Here is a 17528-nt window from a genome sequence, read left to right on the forward strand (position 1 = left end):
CCCGCCCCATCCCGGAATCCGGCGGCGTTCCAACCGGCGCGAGCCGCCCTGCGGCCAAGCTGACTCCTGCCAGCCGCCGCGCATCGCCCCCTGACTGCAAAACACAACAATGACCGATCTCACAGCCAACTCCAACCAGGCCACCGCGCCATCCGCCGAAGAGGTGCGCAAGCGCGTCTTCGCCATCGTTGCCGCGTCGTCCGGCAACCTCGTCGAATGGTTCGACTTCTACGTCTACGCGTTCTGCGCCATCTACTTCGCGCCGTCGTTCTTTCCCAAGGCCGATCCGACCGCGCAGTTGCTGAACACCGCCGGCGTGTTCGCCGCAGGCTTCCTGATGCGGCCGATCGGTGGCTGGCTGTTCGGCACCATCGCCGACCGCCACGGCCGCAAGAACTCGATGCTGATCTCCGTGCTGATGATGTGCTTCGGCTCGCTGCTGATCGCGAGCCTGCCGACCTACGACAGCATCGGCAACTGGGCCCCGGCCCTGCTGCTGCTCGCGCGCCTGATCCAGGGCCTGTCGGTTGGCGGCGAATACGGCACCACTGCGACCTACATGAGCGAAGTGGCACTGCGCGGAAGGCGCGGCTTCTTCTCGTCTTTCCAGTACGTCACGCTGATCGGCGGCCAGTTGCTGGCAGTGCTGGTCGTGGTGATCCTGCAGCAGCTGCTCGATGAAGCCGAGCTCAAGGCCTGGGGCTGGCGCATTCCGTTCGTGGTCGGCGCCATTACCGCCGTCGTGGCGCTGTTCCTGCGCCGCACGCTGCACGAGACCTCGTCCGCTGCCACGCGCGGCAGCAAGGAAGCCGGCAGCGTCGCGGAGATCTTCCGCAACCACAAGGTCGCGTTCTTCACCGTGCTCGGCTACACCGCGGGTGGCTCGCTGATCTTCTACACCTTCACCACGTACATGCAGAAGTACCTGGTCAACACCGCGGGCATGTCGATCAAGACCGCCAGCTATGTGATGACGGGATGCCTGTTCCTGTACATGTGCATGCAGCCCGTGTTCGGCGCGCTGTCGGACCGCATCGGCCGGCGCAACAACATGCTGCTGTTCGGCGCGCTGGGCGCGCTCGTCACGGTGCCGGTCCTGACGGCGCTGCGCACGGTGAGCAGCCCCGAGCTGGCGTTCGTGCTGATCGCGGTGGCGCTCGCCATCGTCAGCTTCTATACGTCGATCAGCGGCATCGTGAAAGCGGAGATGTTCCCCGCCGAAGTGCGCGCGCTCGGCGTCGGCCTGGCTTATGCGATCGCCAATGCTGCGTTCGGCGGCACGGCCGAGTACGTGGCGCTGGGGCTCAAGTCCATTGGCCACGAAACCGCGTTCTACTGGTATGTCACCGCGATGATGGTGATCGCGTTCCTGGTCAGCCTGCGCCTGCCGCGCCAGGCGAAGTACCTGCGTCACGAACACTGAGCCGGCATTGCGCGCCATGCCGGCGGCCGGGTGCTGGCGGCGGCGCGTGGCAATATACGGGTGCGGACGCTGCCGCCGGCAGCCCGCACCCTGAACCGCCTGCCCCCTTCCCTCATCCATGGATCTCAACGCCCTGCGCCTGTTCGTCGACATCGTCGATGCCGGCAACCTCAGCGCCGCCGCGCGCAAGCTCAAGATGACGCGGGCCAACGTCAGCTATCACCTGAAGGCGCTCGAGGAAGAACTTGGCGTGCAACTGCTGCGCCGGACCACGCGCCACGTGGAGCCGACGCCCGTGGGCGCCGGGCTCTACGAGCATGGGCGCAACATCCTTGGCGAGGTGGCAGCGGCCAACGCGCTGATCAGCAATATGGGCAAGAGCCTGCAGGGCCATGTGCGGCTGTCCGTGCCGACGGGCCTCGGGCACACCATGCTGTCGCCGCTGCTGGTGCAGTTCAAGCAGCGCTATCCCGACATCCTGCTCGACGTGGTGTTCGACAACCGCGTGCACAACCTCGTGTCGGAAGACGTCGACGTCGCGCTGCGCATCATTTCCACGCCGCCCGATTCGGTGGTCGCCACCGAGATCGGCGAAGTCGACTGGGTCGTGTGCGCCGCACCGGCCTACCTGGCCGCACACCCGGCGCCCAGCGTACTCGCGGAACTGGACGGGCATGCCGTGGTGTGCGCATCGCCGGTGGGCCAGAAGCTCAAGGTGTCGGGCTTGCCGCCGCATGGCGTCGGCGCACGCGAACAGATCGTGCTGGAACCCACGCTGAGCTCCGAAAACTTCGGGTTCCTGAAAGAGGCCGTGCTTGCGGGGCTGGGCATCGGCATCTTCCCCATCTACGCGATCGGCACGGAACTCGCCAATGGCACGCTGGCATCGCTGCTGGATGGTTACCACGTCAGCGTGTTCGGCAGCCGGCTTTACATGCTGACCATGCCCAACCGGTACCAGACGCTGGCCACGCGCTGCCTGCTGACCTTCCTGAAGACCGAACTGCAGGCCGTGTGGCCGCGGCTGCACGCCACGCCGGTCCAGCGCCAGGCCTGACGCCACGGTCTATAGTAGGAGCACAAGGAAAACCCTTGATCCCGGCCGGTGCCCGGGGGGTGCCGGCCCCTGCATCCAGAGGAGCAACCATGGCCCTCGCAAGCACGCTGGCAACCTGCCTGAGCAGCAAGAATACGCAGTACGACATCATCCACCACCCGTACACCCTCAGCAGCATGGCCACTGCCGAGGCTGCGCACATTCCCGGAGACCGCCTGGCCAAGACCCTGTTGCTCGAAGACGAGATGGGCTACGTTGCTGCCGTGATCCCGTCGAACCATCACCTGCACATGGCCGCCCTGTGCGAACAGACCGGCCGCAAGCTCGTGCTCGCGCACGAGGACGAAATCCGCGAGGTCTTCAAGGACTGCGACCTCGGCGCGATTCCGCCCGTGGCCATGGCCTACGGCATGCAGACCTATGTCGACGACAGCCTGATGAAGCACCCCGATGTCTATTTTGAAGCGGGCGATCACCAGGAACTGGTGCACATGAGCATGGACCAGTTTTCGAGCCTGATGTCGGATGCCGAGCAGGGGCATTTCTCGCGGCGCATGATGTAGCCGCTGCTATCAACATCGCAACGCGCAACGGCCGGCCTTGAGCCGGCCGTGGTCATTTGGCGCTGCAGTCGAGCTTGTACTGGCCGACTACAACATTGCCCTCGCGCAGCGTCAGCCCGACCTCGCACTTGCCCCCTCGCACCGGCGTTACCGTCATGGTTGACACCTGGCTCGGCTGGTTCTGCCCGACGTGCACCATGCCACTCTGCGCGACCGCCGACGAGCTGCCCTGCCCGCTGTTGCGCAGCCGGATGTCGTACTGCAGGTCTATTTCCCGGGCCGCGCTGACATACGCGATGATCGTCGTCATGCCGTTGCCGGGGTGGGATTCCAGCCAGGCCTGCAGGTTGATATCGGCTTGCATAGTGGTCTCCGTGTCATGTCCCGAGAGCGTTGGCCGGCCCGTCTGACTCGTCCGACAACCCTTGCGCACTGTCGTCCTTGAGTGCGACGCCCGAGCAACCAAGTGCCGCAGCGCCACGTAACAGGAAGACCAGCCGGCTGGCCGCCTGCTCGTAGGACAGCCCTTCGGGCCGAACGTTGGAAATGCAGTTGCGCTCGGCGTCGGTGCGGCCGACGCGCGGCGCATACGTCAGGTAGAGGCCAAGGCTGTCCGGCGAACTGAGTCCCGGCCGTTCGCCGATCAGCATCACGACCTGCCGCGCGCCGAGCAACTCGCCAACTTCATCGCCAAGCGCGACGCGCGATTGTTCCGCGATCACCACTGGCGCCGCGGTCCAGTCCTGCGGCAGCCGCTCACGCACGGCGCACAGCAGCGGCACGCCGTGGCGCTGCGCGGCCAGCGCGGACAGGCCATCCGCGATCACGAAAACCACATCGGGTGGTGAGTCCGCGCGCGCTGCGGACAGCTGATCGCGGCTGGCGTCATCGAGCCTGCGGCCCAGGTCCGGACGTCGCAGGTAGTGCGCACGGTCGGGCGCGGCGCTGTGCACGGACAACGTGGCGAACCCCGCGTTGCGCAATGCGGATTCGACGGCGGCGCGATCCAACGGCAAGTGGACCGCATCGCGCGCCTGCGCATGGGCCAGTCCGAAGGCGAGTACCGTGTCGGTCGTCTGGCTGTGTCCCGCGCGGCCCAACGCAATGCGTGCGCGCGTGAACTGGCGCAACTGCTGCCAGGGATTCTGCTGCGTGACGGTCGCTGGTGGCTTGGTCATGGCAGGGCTCACAGCGTGTGCGCCAGTTCGAGCAGCGGCTGCCGCTCAGCCGGTTCCAGCAAGCGGCCACTGCCATCGGCGATGCCCATGCGCCGCAGCCACGCCTCGAATTCGGGTGCCGGGCGCAGCCCCAGCACTTCGCGCAGGTACAGCGCGTCATGAAACGACGTGCTCTGGTAGTTCAGCATGATGTCGTCGGCGCCGGGCACGCCCATGATGAAGTTGATGCCCGCCACCCCGAACAGCGTCAGCAGCGTATCCATATCGTCCTGATCGGCCTCGGCGTGGTTGGTGTAGCAGACATCGCAACCCATCGGCACGCCAAGCAGCTTGCCGCAGAAATGGTCTTCGAGCCCGGCGCGGATGATCTGCTTGCCGTCGTACAGGTACTCGGGACCGATAAAGCCGACCACCGTGTTGACGAGCAACGGCGAGAATCGCCGCGCCACCGCATACGCGCGTGCCTCCATGGTCTGCTGGTCCACGCCGTGGTGCGCGTTGGCGGACAGCGCACTGCCCTGTCCGGTCTCGAAGTACATCACGTTATCGCCAACGGTGCCACGCGCAAGCGCCTGCGCGGCGTCGTGCGCCTCGGCCAGCAGCGACAGGCTGATGCCGAACGCCGCATTGGCGCGCTCGCTGCCCGCCACGGACTGGAACACGAGATCGACCGGCGCGCCCTGTTCCATCGCTCGCAGCGTGTTGGTGACATGCGTGAGCACGCACGACTGCGTGGGGATGTCGTAGCGGCAGCGCAGGTCGTCGATCATGCGCAGCAGCGACACGATCGCGCCCAGGTTGTCCGACGCCGGATTGACACCGATGGTCGCATCGCCGCAGCCATACATCAGTCCGTCGATGATCGACGCTGCGATGCCCTTGGGATCGTCCGTGGGATGGTTCGGCTGCAGCCGAACCGACAGCCGGCCCGCGAGGCCCACGGTGCTGCGAAAGCGCGTGACCACTCGGCATTTGCGCGCGACGGCGACGAGATCCTGGTTGCGCATCAGCTTGCTGACGGCTGCAGCCATCTCGGGCGTGATGCCGCGTGCCACGCGCGCAAGCGTGGCGCTGTCGGTCTCATGCAACAGCAGCCAGTTGCGGAAATCGCCGATGGTCAGCGATGCGATCTCGCCGAACGCGACGGCGTCGTGGCTGTCGACGATCAGGCGGGTGACTTCATCGTCCTCATACGGCACCAGCGCTTCGGACAGGAACTGCGTCAGCGGCACCGCGGCGAGCGCCATGCGCGCCGCCATGCGCTCTTCCTCGCTGGCCGCGGCAATGCCGGCGAGATAGTCGCCCGAGCGTGCGGGACTGGCCTTGGCCAGCAGCGTGCGCAGGTCGGCAAAGACATGGCGGTGCTGTCCGACGGTGTGGGTGAATGCCATGGGTGGGGGCTCCGGGGCAAACCACGCGATGGCATGCCGCATGCGCCATCGGGACCGGGCGATATTGCGCCGGTATCGTAACTATAGATGGTCTGGAGCGGTCACCTGTTTCACCCATGCTCGGCGGCGACAGGTGTGTCGCTTCCGGGGTTCCCGATGACCGCCTGTGGCGCTGATCGAACTGCTCAGGAGCGGCATCGGCTGGGCGGTCGTGCCGAGGCGGCTGATTCAGACGGATCTGGAGACTGGAACACTCAAGGAACTGCAGCTGCAGTCCTATCCGTTTACAGAATGGACCATCGGGCTCGACCTGATCTGGAGATCGGACGTCAGGCCTGGCGTGATTGCCACGTGGTTGAAGTCGGAGATTGCGAAGAGGCCGGTGTTTGCGTGAATGGGGGGATAGGAGTGAAGTTGGGGCTTTGCCGAATTGCGGAGGTTTTCGTTCTTGGCAGGCGCTGCTGTTTCGCCGGGGTAGCCGGTGGGGCTTCTCGTTGGGGGGCGGGTTGTCGCTCTTCGCTGGCGCGGCTGTTTCGCTGGCGTAGCCGGTGGGGCTTCTCGTTGGGGGGCGGGTTGTCGCTCTTCGCTGGCGCGGCTGTTTCGCCGGCGTAGCCGGTGGGGCTTCTCGTTGGGGGCGGGTTGTCGCTCTTCGCTGGCGCTGCTGTTTCGCCGGCGTAGCCGGCGACCTACTTTTACCCGAGCGGTAAAAGTAGGCAAAAGCGCGTCAAGAGGTTGCCCCAAAGGGGCGAATTTTTATCGTAGTGTGCCAGCGGTGTTGTACGGGTATAGGCTTCAGAGTTCTTCACGCTGCCTGCCGCGTTGGGCACCACCGTGGTCAGAATTACAGCGCTGATTGAACGAGCCCTGCAAGCGTCTGTGGCCCCTGCTACTACCGGTATCGTGTAATCGCCTTCGGCTGCGCTACGCGCAGAGCTCAAGTCTGAGCACGCAGGCCCAGGGCCAACCACGCCTCGGTGACGATGCCCGCGCATGCATGCGCGTAGAGCAAAAAAACGAACCTCAGACGTCAGCGACGTTGATGAGCTTGCCCCCAGACGACGACGTGCGCGCAGCGCAGCCGAAGGCGTCCCACCACTGACCTCGTTGGAACGCTGTACCCGAGTCCGTCTTGGGGATCGTCCAAAAGTCGTGCCGCGCGAGGCACAGGTTCTGACTCACATGGCGTAGCAGGTTGGAACGGCCGACCACCATCGCTGGCGTCCAAAGCCGTTTGAACCGCTGCCGCCGTGGAATTGATGGCCAGCGGCAACGACGCGCTTTTCTGCCTACTCTTTTGTCGCTCGGACAAAAGAGTAGGTCGCCGGCCACGCCGGCGAAACAGCGGCGCCCGCCAAGAGCGACACCCCGGTCTCAACCAAAACCCGCCAACTACGCCGGACCGAACCCGCAGCGCGAGCCAAGAACCATCCCCCCCACCATTCGGCCGAAGACCCTCGAACTCCCAATTACCCCCAAAACCCCAAATGCGGCCGCGCAGCCTCCTCCTCCAGCATCGGCCCCGCCACCTTCACCCTGCGCTGCCCACGCGCGAATACCTCGCGGCACGGCAGCGAGAACGTCGGGTTCTCGGGATGGTCACCCGTGAGTCCGAGCAGCGAATGCTCCGACAATGCATAGACGACCCGGCCAATCCCCGTCCAGTACACCGCACCCGCACACATGCAGCACGGCTCGGCGCTGGTGTACAGCGTGCAGCGCGCAAGTTGTTCGGGCGTCAGCGCCCGAGCGGCCGCCGCAGCCGCTACCAGTTCGGCGTGCTGCGTGGGATCGCCTTCGGGCGGCATCGAGTTGTTGCCCGCGGCCGAAATGATGTTGCCGTCTTCATCAGCGACGAGTGCCGCGAAGGGATGGCGACCGCGTTCCTTCGATTCGTACGACAGTGCGATGGACTTGCGCAGCAGCTCCAGGTCGAGCGGCGATACGCGGTCGGAAGTTTCGTTGTTCTGGTTTGTCATGGATTTTCTCCTTCCGAATAGGGCGACGGGGGTCACGGCCTCCGCACTGCGCACCGGTCTGTTGCCTGGATATGCGCCGCTGCGGCATCATCTCCCCAACGTCATCGGTACAACAAATCAGGAGACATCGATTTTTTCGATGGATTACGCCATGCGTTTTTCGCTCGAACAGCTTCAGGTGTTTGCCCTCGTCGTGCAAACCGGATCGTTTTCCGCGACGGCAAGGCGTCTCGGGAAAACCCAGTCGACCATCAGCAGCGCGATCGGCAATCTCGAGATCGACCTTGGCGTGGCGCTGTTCGACCGCACCAGCCGCAACCCTTCGCTGACCGAGGCCGGGCGCACGCTGCTGGCGGAAGCGACCGCCGTGCTCGAGCGATGCCTGTCGCTCGAGGCGCATGCGGCGAGCCTTGCCGATGACAATCCCGCCGAACTCACGCTGGCGATCGAGATTCCCTACAACACCGTCATGCCAGTGCTGCTCGACTTCGAGCGCGCATTTCCCTACGTCGACCTGACCATCCGCAATCCCGTCTATGGCGATGTCAGCGACCTCGTGCTCAAGGGCGAAGCGGAACTCGGCATTGCCTTCGCGCAGCCGGACTACCCTGCCGAACTCGCGTTCACACAGCTCGGCAAACTAATCATGGTGCACGTCACGCACCCGTCCCACCCGCTGGCATCGCTGGACCAGGTGTCGTTCGCCGACTTGCATGCCTATCGTCGCCTGGCCTTCAGCGCGCATGCGAACAAGCTGCCCACGACCGAGTATCTGCGCTCAACGCGCACCTGGCAGGCGGAAAGCTATCTCGCGCTGATGGAGATGGTCAGCAACGGGCTTGGCTGGGCAACGCTGCCGCGCCAGCTGATTCGCGATGCCCTCGACAAGGGCGAACTCGTCGAACTGCAACTCGCGGCCTATCCGCACACGGACTGGCTGGTGGGCGTCGACCTGCTGTGGCGCAAATCCGGCCGCCCCGGACGCGCGGATAGATGGCTGCGTGAACGCTTGCAGCAGCATATGGTGTTCGAGGTCGCACAAGGCGGACAACGGACCACGCGCTAGCACGCATCGCACCAGCGCTGCGCTCGATGCAGGTGGCGGTGTCCCTCGCGCTTCCACTCTCTCCGACCGCCACCATGTCGTGAACGACACCGCGCAATTCCGCCATGTCCTGAATGACGCGATATTGCACACCTGTGTCCGTGCTACGCGCAAGACGCGCGCGCACGCACATCCGCGCCACACCACTGTCCGGCGTCGTCCTTCTCCTATAGCGATGTCGGCAATGCACCGACAGCGACCGCGTTACCCGGCACCTAGTATCCAGATGCCACCGCTTGCGGGACCAGAACAGGGAGAAGCACCATGGACCGTCGACAGTTCCTCAAGTGGGGGAGTTTCCTGACGGTCTCGGTGGCTACCGGCGGGCTCGCCGGATGCGGTGGAGGTGGAGATTCCGATGGCGGGCCAGCCGATACCGGTAACCCGGAGAACTTCAACTTCGTGCACGGCGTCGCCTCGGGCGACCCGAAGCCCGACAGCGTCATCGTGTGGACGCGCGTCGACGGCAGCAACGGACAGCGCCCCGTGGAAGTGCGGCTGCAGGTCTCGGCGCAGCAGGACTTCGGCACGCTGCTGGTCAACCAGCGCCTGTCCGCGCTGCCGGACTGGGACTACACGCTGCGCAACAAGGTGACGGGCCTCTCTGCCGCGACGCAGTATTACTACCGCTTCCTGCTAGGCGATCGCCCCAGCATGACCGGCCGTACGCGCACTGCCGCCGCGGCCGGTACGCCGTTGTCGCAACTGCGCTTTGCGTTCGTCTCGTGCCAGGACTGGAACGTCAACCACTGGGCCGGCATGGAAGAACTCGCGCAGCAGGACCTGGATTTCATCGTCCATGTCGGCGACTACATCTACGAAGCCGTGCCGGGCGGCTCGCGCGCCGGCAACGTAGAGGACCGGCACGGCGTGCTGCAACTCCCCAATGGCACGCCGCTGCCTGACGGCTCGATCTACGCGACCACGCTGGCCGACTACCGGTACCTGTACCGCAGCTACCGCAGCGACCCGCGCCTGCAGGCGCTGCATGCCGCGTTCCCGATGATCGCGATCTGGGACGACCATGAGTTTTCCGACAATTGCTGGCAGGACCGCCAGACCTACTCCGCCAGTGACGACGCGACACCGCGCACCGCGCGGCGGCGCAGCGCCAACCAGGCTTGGTTTGAATTCCTGCCGACTGACGTCACCATCGACCTCAACAACCCGTCGTTCCAGAACATCCAGATCTACCGGTCGTTCACGTTCGGCAACCTCGCCACGCTGCTGATGACCGATGAACGGCTGTACCGCGCCGACCACATCATCCCGGAGACATCGGCGGGCGGTAGCGTAGGCAGCCTGTACTTCGTCCCGGCCGGGAAGCTGGCCAGCGCCGAAGCCGACAAGATGGCAGCCGCCGGCAATGCGCTGACGCCGGTGTCCATGCTCGGCGACACGCAGCGCACGTGGTGGCAGGACCGCGTCGGCGGCGCGAATACGACCTGGAAGCTGTGGGGCAATGAGCTTGCGATGCTGCGCATGCAGGTGGACATCCCGCAGGCACTGGCCGACCTGATTGCCAAGGCGCTTGCGCAGTTCAACAGTGTGCTCGCCCCGGTTGTCGCCGACATGACAACCGCGCTCGCCAGCGATCTGCGGGGTGCCGGCGCCGCGGGCACTTACGCCGGACTCGCCTATACCGCGTTGCGCAACGTGGTGTCCCGCGTGGGCATCAGCAGCGCCACCTTCGACTCCACCATCAAGCCATTCATCGAAAGCCGGCTGCCGCCGATCTGGCTGCTCGACCGCATCCTGCTCAATACGGACCAGTGGGATGGCTTCAATGCCGAGCGCAAGAACCTGATGGCTTTCCTGAAGACCCACAACGTCACGAATGTCGTCGCACTGAGCGGCGATATCCACGCGTTCTTTGCCGGGCAGGTGATGGACGACTACGACGCCACGACACCGGCGCCGGTCATGGTCGACCTCGTCACGGCCGGGCTGTCCAGCAACTCGCTGCAGAGCGGGCTGCGCGCGAGAATCGATAACGACCAGACCTTCGCCGCGCTGCGCGAACTCGTCTACAGCAACGTTGGCGGCGCACTGGTGAACACCTTCGATGCCACGCTGCGCACGTTCAATCCGTGGATGCGCCACGCCCAGACCAATGCAGAGGGCTATGCCGTGGTCACGCTTACGCCGGACAAGCTCAGTTGCGCGTTCCACGTGATGAAGGAACTCGAAGGCTCTACGGCGCCGGCGCAACCGGCGACGGCCAGCGTGCAGGTGTTCGAGGTGGCGGCGGGCGCTGCGGACGTGGTGGGGGTCTAGCGACATGCACGGCCTCCGGCACGATCGCGCTCGGCCGGACGCGGCTTTCTGACTTTACTGCGGCACGACACCCAGATCCCGCAGCAGCGGAGGGATCACCGCCAGTTCCGCCCGGAACTCGGCATTGAACGCTGCCGGCGTATTGCCGACCGCTTCAAAGCCGATCGATGCCAGGAAGCCATCCATGGCCGGATCGCGCACGCATGCCTGGATCTCGCTCGCCATGCGGTCCAGCGTGGCGCGCTCCATCCTGGCCGGGCCTGCGACACCGGCCCATGTGGCATTGGTGAAAATGAAGTCGCGGAAACCGGCTTCCGGAAAAGTCTGCACGTTGGGCAGGGACTTCGCCCGGTGCTTTCCCACCACGGCAAGCGGCTTGAGCTTGCCTTCGGCAATCATCGGCGCCGCCACGTGCGGGGACAGGAAGGTCATGTCGACCTGATTGGCCAGCACGTCCTGCAGCGCGGGCGGCGATCCGCGATAAGGAATCTCCGTGACCTTGACGCCGGCCTTGCGTGCGAAGCTTTCCATCACCTGCACTGGCATCGTTCCCGGTCCCCATGATCCGTACGTGGCCTTCAACTTGCCGGATTTGAAGTCGGCCACCAGTTCGGCAAGCGAATTCGCCTTGAAGCCCGGATTAGCTACCAGCACCACCGGGCTTGCGCCGACCTTGCTGATCAGCGCGAAAGCCGTTGCCGGGTCGTACGGGAGAGACTTCATCACGGAAGGCGCAGTGACCAGCGGCGAGTTGGTCGTGACCAGAAAGCTGTGCCCATCGGTCGAACGTGCGACGTCCGACGCGGCCAGTACGCCGACGGCGCCCGCCTTGTTCTCGACCACGACCGCAACGCCCAGGCGCCGCGACAGCAGCTCCGCAAGCTTGCGGGAAATGGCATCGATGGGTGCCCCGGCCGGCGATGCGCAGACCAGCCGAACGGGGCGCGACGGGAAGGTATTGCGAGCCCAGGCGATGTGCGTCGTTGTCGCGAGGGCAACGGTGCCGACACTGATGTTGGCAAGAAACTGACGGCGTGTGGTCATGCTGAATCTCATTGGAAAATTGTCACGGACCGCGCGGCGGACAGGGAATCGCCCCTGCCTTCGATGCCGAACAGGTTCTCAAAAGGCATGCGCCATGCCAAGCGAGACCGTGATCGGACTGACACCCGTGCGGGGCACCGTGCTGCCTTCCATGGTCGGCAGGCTGTTGCCGTTGAACGGGACGGTCGAGATGCCGAAGTTGCGGATGAATCCGGCCCGCCCGTACAGGCTGGTGCGCTTCGACAACAGGTAGTCATAGCCGAACATGCCGCCGAACCCCGCGTCTTTCGCCAGTTCGCCGGACCGGTCGCGCACGCCGGAGGTGTCCCGGTAAAGCAGCGATGCCCGCAGCACATGGCGCCCGAACGGGAAGATGCCGCCAATCGTGTAGTTGCGTGCAATACCGGCCTCGGCACGATGCGGCGCATTCTGCGTAAAGCCACCCATCAGCACCCAGGAGCCCGAATCGTACAGTCCGCCGACGCTGTACAGGTCATTGCGGACCGAAGTCGCTGTCTGTCCCGGCGCGAGCACCACGGGTGCGCTCCACACACGGTTATAGGTGCCGAACAGCGCCGCGGGCCCACGCGCCCACGTCAGCATGGCGCCGTCGTTGTTGGTACGCGACGGAGCAGATGCCGAGTTGCTGAACGCGTGCAGCAGCTTGAGGTTGAAACCAGCGACTCGCGGCGAATTCCATGACACCGCATTGGCAACCCGCGCTGCGACCTGCGTGGCACCAGGGCCAAGGTCTGCGTTGAAGCCCGAGCCGGTCGGCGTCTGTACAACGGCGTAGCCGAGCGAGGTATAGATCGAGTTGGTGCCGACCTGTCCGAAGGGGTCCAGGTACACGGGGTAACCTACGTTGTCCTGGTTGCCGAGTCGCAACTGGCCGAACGCAGGGGACGCCAGACCCACCCATGCTTGCCGGTTGAAGATCACACCATTCGCACCGAGCGCCCCGGAATCGGCATTGAAGCCATTCTCGAGGCTGAACTCCGCGGCAAGGCCGCCGCCAAGGTCTTCCTTGCCCATCAGACCGAATCGCGATGTCGACCGGCCGCCGCTTTGCAGTGAAATGACAGACTTGCCACCGGCGTTCTGATAGTTGAGCGCGAGGTCGACGACGCCATAGAGCGTCAGTCCCGGGCGTGGCACGGCGCCGGCGTACTCGGGCAGCTCCGCGACGATCGGCGTGATGTACGAGGCGTGCGCGAGCACGGAAAAGGACAACGGTACCCCGGCCGCACCAAGCGTGCGGAATACACGGTATGAATTCATGGGAAGACTCGTGGGGAACAGCGTGAGCGTGGTGGCCAGGAGGCTTACGATGCGGCAACGCCGCGCGTCACGTGACGCGAAAGAAACGCATCAAGGACCTGGTTGAACGCGTCAGCGTCCTCGAAGTACGTGGAATGGCCGGTATCGGGAAAGGTGTGGGATGCAGCGCCGGGAATCAGGGTGGCCACATGCAGGTGGCTTTCCGGATTCAGAAAGTCGTCGTGCGAACCGCCCGCGATCATGGTCGGCACCTTGTATCCGGCCATGTCCTCCGGATGCAGCTTGACGCAGTCATCCATCATCGACGTTGAATCAAAGCCCGGATTGAGCTGCTTGATCTGGCTGTAGAGAAACATGACTTCCGGGCGCTCCCGCACCGTCCTGCGGTTCCAGCCGATGCCGGCATCGCGTTTGGCGGCCGTGTCGTTGAAGATGCCGGTGGCACGCCGCAAGGTCTGCCAGTTCTTCTCCGAGTAGGCAGGCGTTGGCGAGCCATTGATAAAGAGGCAGGACACGCGCTCGGGATTCCGCACGGCCAGCGGCAAGCCGGCCCAGGCGCCGAGCGACTGGCAGACCAGCGCGGCGGACGAAATGTTCTCAGCATCGAGGATGGCCCGCAGATCGTCGGGGTAGTCGATCGGGTGCGACACCACGCCGGGCGCGCACACGGATTGCTTGAAGCCCCTGAGGTCGACAGTGATGACCTGGTAGCGATCACGAAAATGCGGCACCTGCTGGTAGAACGCCATCGTGTTGCCGCCGCCACCGTGGACAAACACCACCGGGTAGCCGGCGCCGTGGACTTCATAGTAGAGCGTCGTGTCGTTGCGTTGGATCGTTGGCATGCGTGTCTCCGTCTGTGTCAGATTCCGCAACCGGCCGTGGTCGAATGGCGCGGTTGGTGTGAACGCATTGTTCGACAACGCGGAATGCCGCACAAACCAGAAATTCTTTGAGCCATGCGTTTTGTTTATCGCTCACGCTGCGCGCAGCCTTGTGCGGTACTTCCGCCAATTGCTGGGTGCGGTCAATCTTGTTATCGTCCCCGCGAAGGCTTTGCACCCGGGTTCCAGCATGAAACTCAAACAACTACAGGCTTTGCGGGCGGTGGCGGAGACGGGCAGCTTGCAAGCCGCGGCCCGGCGCCTTTGCGTGACCCAGCCGGCCGTCAGCCGCGCAATCATCGAGCTCGAAGGCGAGCTTGGCCTACCAGTGCTGATACGCGCGGCGCGCGGCGCGTCGCTGACGGAGTTCGGTGCATCGATCCTCAAGCGCGCGCTGGTGATCGACCGCGAGGTGGGGCGCATCTATGATGCGGCCGAAGCCATGCGCGGCACCATCGGCGGGCGCCTGACCATTGCGATCACGCCGGCGTCAGCTACCCGCACATTTGTCGAAGCCATCACAGCGTTCACGCAAGCGCGGCCCGAGGTACAGGTCAGTATCCTGGAGCTTCGGCGCGCGCAGATCGTGGCCGGGCTCGACGACGGCAGCCTGGATGTCGCCTTGTTCCCCGAGTATGGGTTGCCCAGGGATGCTTCGTACTACCAGACCGAAGCGCTCTATGAGATCGGCTCGGTGCTGGCAGTCAGCAGTCTCTATCGGGGCTCGCTCGATGTGACCGTGGCAGACCTGCAGACGATGCAATGGATGGTGCTCGATGCCGCGAGCGACGAGTCCAGTCTGATGCGAACCCTGTTTGCCGCACACGACCTGGCGCCGCCCAGCCGGGTGCTGCGCTGCTCCTCCGCCTACGTCTACGCAGAACTTGTCACAAGAATGAATGTCGTGTCGACGTGGAGCGATGCCGGCGCAAAGGTCCTGAACGAACGCCTGCGAGCAGGCACCATGCGCCGACTCAACGTGGCCGGCGGCACGCCGCGCGGCTCGGTTTGCGTGGCCTATCCGAACGAAGACCTGATGACCGCCGCGGCGCGCGATTTCATTGCGTGGCTGCGCACGGCATTGCGCAAGCCGGGCTCTGCGGACGGCGTGACCGTAGGTATCGACTAGTCGCGTGGCTGAGGCGCACTAGCCGGCGCCTCCAGGCTGCGCTCCAGCAACGTCAGATCATCCCGCAGCATCTGCAGGATGGCAGCCGGCCCCGGCTTGTCCAGTGCGCGGCTGGCCGGCAGCTCGACCGAGCGCAGCGCCATGTCGGCGATCTGGCCCGCTACCTCATCCATCGATACCTGTCCCGCAGGATTGAACCACCACGCGGTCCAGTTGCACATGCCGATAATCGAAAACGCGGCGACCTTGGCGTCCACCACGCGAAAGGTACCGTGGTCGATGCCGAACTCGATCGCCTGCCGGAACTGTTCCAGCACCGCACGGCGCGATTGCTCGGCCATCTTGCGCTGCTTGAGCGGCAGGTTGTTCTCGTTGCGCTCGACCACGCGGAACTGCAGCGGGTGCGACAGGATCAGCGTGGCGTGGCGCAGCACCAGGTGGCGCAGGATGCCGTCCGGCGTCCGCATGGCCTCGGGGATGGCCTCGGTGGCCAGTTGCGCCGCGGTGCGCGTGACCGCCGTGGTCAGCTCTTCGAGGATCGCTTCCTTGCTCTTGAAGTAGTAGTACAGCGCCGGACGGCTCAGTCCTACCGCGTCCGCGATGTCGTTGAGCCCGGTGCCATCGAAGCCGCGCTCGATAAAGAGGCGCGTCGCAACCTCCAGGATCGAGTCCCGCAGCGCGTCGCTCTTGGTCTGTGTCTTTGCCATGGACTGCCATTCAGTTTTTCGACGCAGGCGTCGACAAGCCACCACGATAAACAAAATGGCGCTAACACGCCACCCTGCGCGCCTTCCCGTCAGTTTCATCACGCCTGACTAGTGCATCAAGCGCCGCCCTGCGCGGCCATTTCGACGCCCTCGCGAAAAAATTTACGCTAACGTCGAAAAATGGACTATTCTGTAAAAAACGGAGTGAGATGATGACAAGCCCCCAGACGCCCCCCAACGCTTCCCCCGCCGCACGCGGGCCGATTGCAGGTTTTCTGAACACCGACTGGAACCCCCGCGACGTGCCAGCCGGCACCGTCACGCGCAATGTCGTGCTGCGCACGGAGGATGGCGCGGCCACCGGTGGTTCGCTGTACGCCGCAGGCCAGCCTGACACGGTGGTCTGCATCATGCATCCGCGCGAGTTCATGGCCTGCCACTACCTGATTCCCGACATCGTGGAAGCCGGCTATGCAGCGTGGTCGCAATCGCCGCGCAGTGTCGGCAACGACCAGCGCCTGGAGCACGAGTTCGCGCTCTATGACGTGGCTGCCGGCGTGCGCTTCCTGCGTGAAGCGGGCTTCCGCAATATCGTGCTGCTCGGCAACTCGGGCGGCAGCGGCCTGTATGCGCTGTACGTGCAGCAGTCGAACATTGCGCCCGAGGCACGCATTGCGCGGACGCCAGGCGGCCGCGCGACGAACCTTGCATCGGCACTGCTGCCGGCCGTGGATGGCGTGGTCTTCGTCGCACCGCATCCGGGACAAGGCATGCTGCTGCAGTCCTGCATCGACCCGTCCGTGACCGATGAGCTTGACCCGCTTTCCGTCGATGCAGCGCTCGATGCATTCTCGGCTGTCAACGGCTTTGCGCCGGCGCCGCAGTCGTCCACGTATCACGCCGACTTCGTCGCGCAGTACCGTGCTGCGCAGCAAAGACGCGTACAGCGTCTCGACCATCTTGCCAAAGCGATGATCGCCGAGCGCATGGACGCGCGCGCCGAAGTGAAGCGCAACCCGGGCACGGTCAGCGATGCCGTGCGCCGGCGTGCCGCCCACACGCAACTCTTCACCGTGTGGCGCACCGACGCGGACCTGCGCTGCTTCGACCTGTCGCTCGATCCGTCGGACCGCAAGTACGGCTCGCTCTGGGGCTCTGATCCGTTTGCGTCCAACTATGGATCGGTCGGATTCGCACGCGTGTGCTCGCCCGAAAGCTGGCTGTCGACGTGGTCCGGCCTGTCGTCCAACGCGGCGCTGTCGCGCACGGCGCCCGCCATCCAACAGCCCACGCTGCTGATCGAGTACACGGCCGACCAGGCCTGCTTTCCGAGCGTCATCGCAGACATCTTCGAAAGCCTCGGCAGCGCTGGCAAGCAGCACCACCGTGTGCGCGGCGACCACCACGGCCGCGCGCTGGCCAAGGGCGAGGAACCCGGCCGCTACGCAGCGGGACGCCTGCTGCAGACGTGGCTGCGCGAGACCTTCCCGCAGTAACGCACGCACACATACCG

16 protein-coding genes are annotated in these 17528 nt (G+C 64.9%); 8 read left to right on the forward strand and 8 right to left on the reverse strand.

Annotated elements, in window-relative coordinates; genetic code table 11:
- The first annotated feature begins 109 nt into the window (after positions 1–109).
- The 3 genes from KHO41_RS09850 (at position 110) to KHO41_RS09860 (ending at position 3043) form a co-directional block, all read left to right on the forward strand.
- Positions 110–1423 carry an MFS family transporter gene (locus KHO41_RS09850; RefSeq protein WP_211953100.1) on the forward strand — a complete coding sequence of 438 codons (1314 nt, stop codon included), beginning with the start codon at positions 110–112 and terminating at the stop codon, positions 1421–1423.
- A gap of 118 nt (positions 1424–1541) precedes the next feature.
- Positions 1542–2480: a LysR family transcriptional regulator gene (locus tag KHO41_RS09855; protein WP_211953101.1), complete on the forward strand. Its 939-nt coding sequence runs from the start codon at positions 1542–1544 to the stop codon at positions 2478–2480.
- Between the two features lie 89 nt (positions 2481–2569).
- Positions 2570–3043: an aminoacyl-tRNA deacylase gene (locus tag KHO41_RS09860; protein ID WP_211953102.1), complete on the forward strand. Its 474-nt coding sequence runs from the start codon at positions 2570–2572 to the stop codon at positions 3041–3043.
- A gap of 52 nt (positions 3044–3095) precedes the next feature.
- Here the strand turns inward: KHO41_RS09860 and csgH are convergent, their stop codons facing one another.
- From csgH to KHO41_RS09875, 3 genes are read right to left on the reverse strand one after another with little or no spacing between them, the layout of a single operon-like run.
- On the reverse strand, positions 3096–3407 hold the full coding sequence (gene csgH / locus KHO41_RS09865) for a curli-like amyloid fiber formation chaperone CsgH (RefSeq protein WP_211953103.1): 312 nt from the start codon (positions 3405–3407) through the stop codon (positions 3096–3098).
- Positions 3408–3420: 13 nt separating this feature from the next.
- The gene (gene eutC / locus KHO41_RS09870) at positions 3421–4221 is read right to left on the reverse strand and encodes an ethanolamine ammonia-lyase subunit EutC (RefSeq protein ID WP_211953104.1); all 801 of its coding nucleotides are present in this window, start codon (positions 4219–4221) and stop codon (positions 3421–3423) included.
- An 8-nt stretch (positions 4222–4229) separates the two neighbouring features.
- Positions 4230–5612 carry an ethanolamine ammonia-lyase subunit EutB gene (locus tag KHO41_RS09875; protein ID WP_211953105.1) on the reverse strand — a complete coding sequence of 461 codons (1383 nt, stop codon included), beginning with the start codon at positions 5610–5612 and terminating at the stop codon, positions 4230–4232.
- 166 nt (positions 5613–5778) lie between these two features.
- Between KHO41_RS09875 and KHO41_RS09880 the strand changes: the two genes are divergently transcribed.
- Positions 5779–6006 carry a LysR substrate-binding domain-containing protein gene (locus tag KHO41_RS09880; RefSeq protein ID WP_211953106.1) on the forward strand — a complete coding sequence of 76 codons (228 nt, stop codon included), beginning with the start codon at positions 5779–5781 and terminating at the stop codon, positions 6004–6006.
- A gap of 1072 nt (positions 6007–7078) precedes the next feature.
- Here the strand turns inward: KHO41_RS09880 and KHO41_RS09885 are convergent.
- Positions 7079–7588, reverse strand: a complete 510-nt coding sequence (locus KHO41_RS09885) for a nucleoside deaminase (RefSeq protein ID WP_211953107.1) — start codon at positions 7586–7588, stop codon at positions 7079–7081.
- 139 nt (positions 7589–7727) lie between these two features.
- Here KHO41_RS09885 and KHO41_RS09890 point away from each other — a divergent pair, with 139 nt between their 5' ends.
- Both KHO41_RS09890 and KHO41_RS09895 read left to right on the forward strand, forming a co-directional pair.
- Positions 7728–8654 (forward strand): LysR family transcriptional regulator, encoded by a 927-nt coding sequence (locus tag KHO41_RS09890; protein WP_244873769.1) that lies wholly within the window; start codon positions 7728–7730, stop codon positions 8652–8654.
- Between the two features lie 303 nt (positions 8655–8957).
- Positions 8958–10970 carry an alkaline phosphatase D family protein gene (locus KHO41_RS09895; RefSeq protein ID WP_211953108.1) on the forward strand — a complete coding sequence of 671 codons (2013 nt, stop codon included), beginning with the start codon at positions 8958–8960 and terminating at the stop codon, positions 10968–10970.
- A 54-nt stretch (positions 10971–11024) separates the two neighbouring features.
- Here the strand turns inward: KHO41_RS09895 and KHO41_RS09900 are convergent, their stop codons facing one another.
- The 3 genes from KHO41_RS09900 to KHO41_RS09910 all read right to left on the reverse strand — a co-directional run bounded on the left by KHO41_RS09900 (position 11025) and on the right by KHO41_RS09910 (position 14140).
- On the reverse strand, positions 11025–12014 hold the full coding sequence (locus KHO41_RS09900) for a Bug family tripartite tricarboxylate transporter substrate binding protein (protein ID WP_211953109.1): 990 nt from the start codon (positions 12012–12014) through the stop codon (positions 11025–11027).
- Between the two features lie 78 nt (positions 12015–12092).
- Positions 12093–13295 (reverse strand): porin, encoded by a 1203-nt coding sequence (locus tag KHO41_RS09905; RefSeq protein WP_211953110.1) that lies wholly within the window; start codon positions 13293–13295, stop codon positions 12093–12095.
- 44 nt (positions 13296–13339) lie between these two features.
- The gene (locus KHO41_RS09910; RefSeq protein ID WP_211953111.1) at positions 13340–14140 is read right to left on the reverse strand and encodes an alpha/beta fold hydrolase; all 801 of its coding nucleotides are present in this window, start codon (positions 14138–14140) and stop codon (positions 13340–13342) included.
- A 229-nt stretch (positions 14141–14369) separates the two neighbouring features.
- Between KHO41_RS09910 and KHO41_RS09915 the strand changes: the two genes are divergently transcribed.
- Entirely contained in the window at positions 14370–15308 is a 939-nt protein-coding gene (locus tag KHO41_RS09915) for a LysR family transcriptional regulator (RefSeq protein ID WP_211953112.1), read from the forward strand.
- Here KHO41_RS09915 and KHO41_RS09920 read toward each other — a convergent pair.
- A complete protein-coding gene (locus KHO41_RS09920; protein ID WP_211953113.1) occupies positions 15305–16015 on the reverse strand; it encodes a TetR/AcrR family transcriptional regulator in 711 nt (236 codons plus the stop codon). The genes KHO41_RS09915 and KHO41_RS09920 overlap by 4 nt on opposite strands.
- Before the next feature lie 209 nt (positions 16016–16224).
- Between KHO41_RS09920 and KHO41_RS09925 the strand changes: the two genes are divergently transcribed.
- Complete coding sequence (locus KHO41_RS09925; RefSeq protein WP_211953114.1) at positions 16225–17511, forward strand: alpha/beta fold hydrolase; 1287 nt, start codon at positions 16225–16227, stop codon at positions 17509–17511.
- Positions 17512–17528: the final 17 nt, after the last annotated feature.

The organism is Cupriavidus numazuensis (genome assembly GCF_905397435.1).
Taxonomy (GTDB): domain Bacteria; phylum Pseudomonadota; class Gammaproteobacteria; order Burkholderiales; family Burkholderiaceae; genus Cupriavidus; species Cupriavidus numazuensis.

Excerpts from the sequence above, each read along its gene's own strand:
- KHO41_RS09850 (WP_211953100.1), top strand. The coding sequence starts at position 110 with ATGACCGATCTCACAGCCAACTCCAACCAGGCCACCGCGCCATCCGCC.
- KHO41_RS09855 (WP_211953101.1), top strand. The coding sequence starts at position 1,542 with ATGGATCTCAACGCCCTGCGCCTGTTCGTCGACATCGTCGATGCCGGC.
- KHO41_RS09860 (WP_211953102.1), top strand. The coding sequence starts at position 2,570 with ATGGCCCTCGCAAGCACGCTGGCAACCTGCCTGAGCAGCAAGAATACG.
- csgH (WP_211953103.1), bottom strand. The coding sequence starts at position 3,407 with ATGCAAGCCGATATCAACCTGCAGGCCTGGCTGGAATCCCACCCCGGC.
- eutC (WP_211953104.1), bottom strand. The coding sequence starts at position 4,221 with ATGACCAAGCCACCAGCGACCGTCACGCAGCAGAATCCCTGGCAGCAG.
- KHO41_RS09875 (WP_211953105.1), bottom strand. The coding sequence starts at position 5,612 with ATGGCATTCACCCACACCGTCGGACAGCACCGCCATGTCTTTGCCGAC.
- KHO41_RS09885 (WP_211953107.1), bottom strand. The coding sequence starts at position 7,588 with ATGACAAACCAGAACAACGAAACTTCCGACCGCGTATCGCCGCTCGAC.
- KHO41_RS09890 (WP_244873769.1), top strand. The coding sequence starts at position 7,728 with ATGGATTACGCCATGCGTTTTTCGCTCGAACAGCTTCAGGTGTTTGCC.
- KHO41_RS09895 (WP_211953108.1), top strand. The coding sequence starts at position 8,958 with ATGGACCGTCGACAGTTCCTCAAGTGGGGGAGTTTCCTGACGGTCTCG.
- KHO41_RS09900 (WP_211953109.1), bottom strand. The coding sequence starts at position 12,014 with ATGACCACACGCCGTCAGTTTCTTGCCAACATCAGTGTCGGCACCGTT.
- KHO41_RS09905 (WP_211953110.1), bottom strand. The coding sequence starts at position 13,295 with ATGAATTCATACCGTGTATTCCGCACGCTTGGTGCGGCCGGGGTACCG.
- KHO41_RS09910 (WP_211953111.1), bottom strand. The coding sequence starts at position 14,140 with ATGCCAACGATCCAACGCAACGACACGACGCTCTACTATGAAGTCCAC.
- KHO41_RS09915 (WP_211953112.1), top strand. The coding sequence starts at position 14,370 with ATGAAACTCAAACAACTACAGGCTTTGCGGGCGGTGGCGGAGACGGGC.
- KHO41_RS09920 (WP_211953113.1), bottom strand. The coding sequence starts at position 16,015 with ATGGCAAAGACACAGACCAAGAGCGACGCGCTGCGGGACTCGATCCTG.
- KHO41_RS09925 (WP_211953114.1), top strand. The coding sequence starts at position 16,225 with ATGATGACAAGCCCCCAGACGCCCCCCAACGCTTCCCCCGCCGCACGC.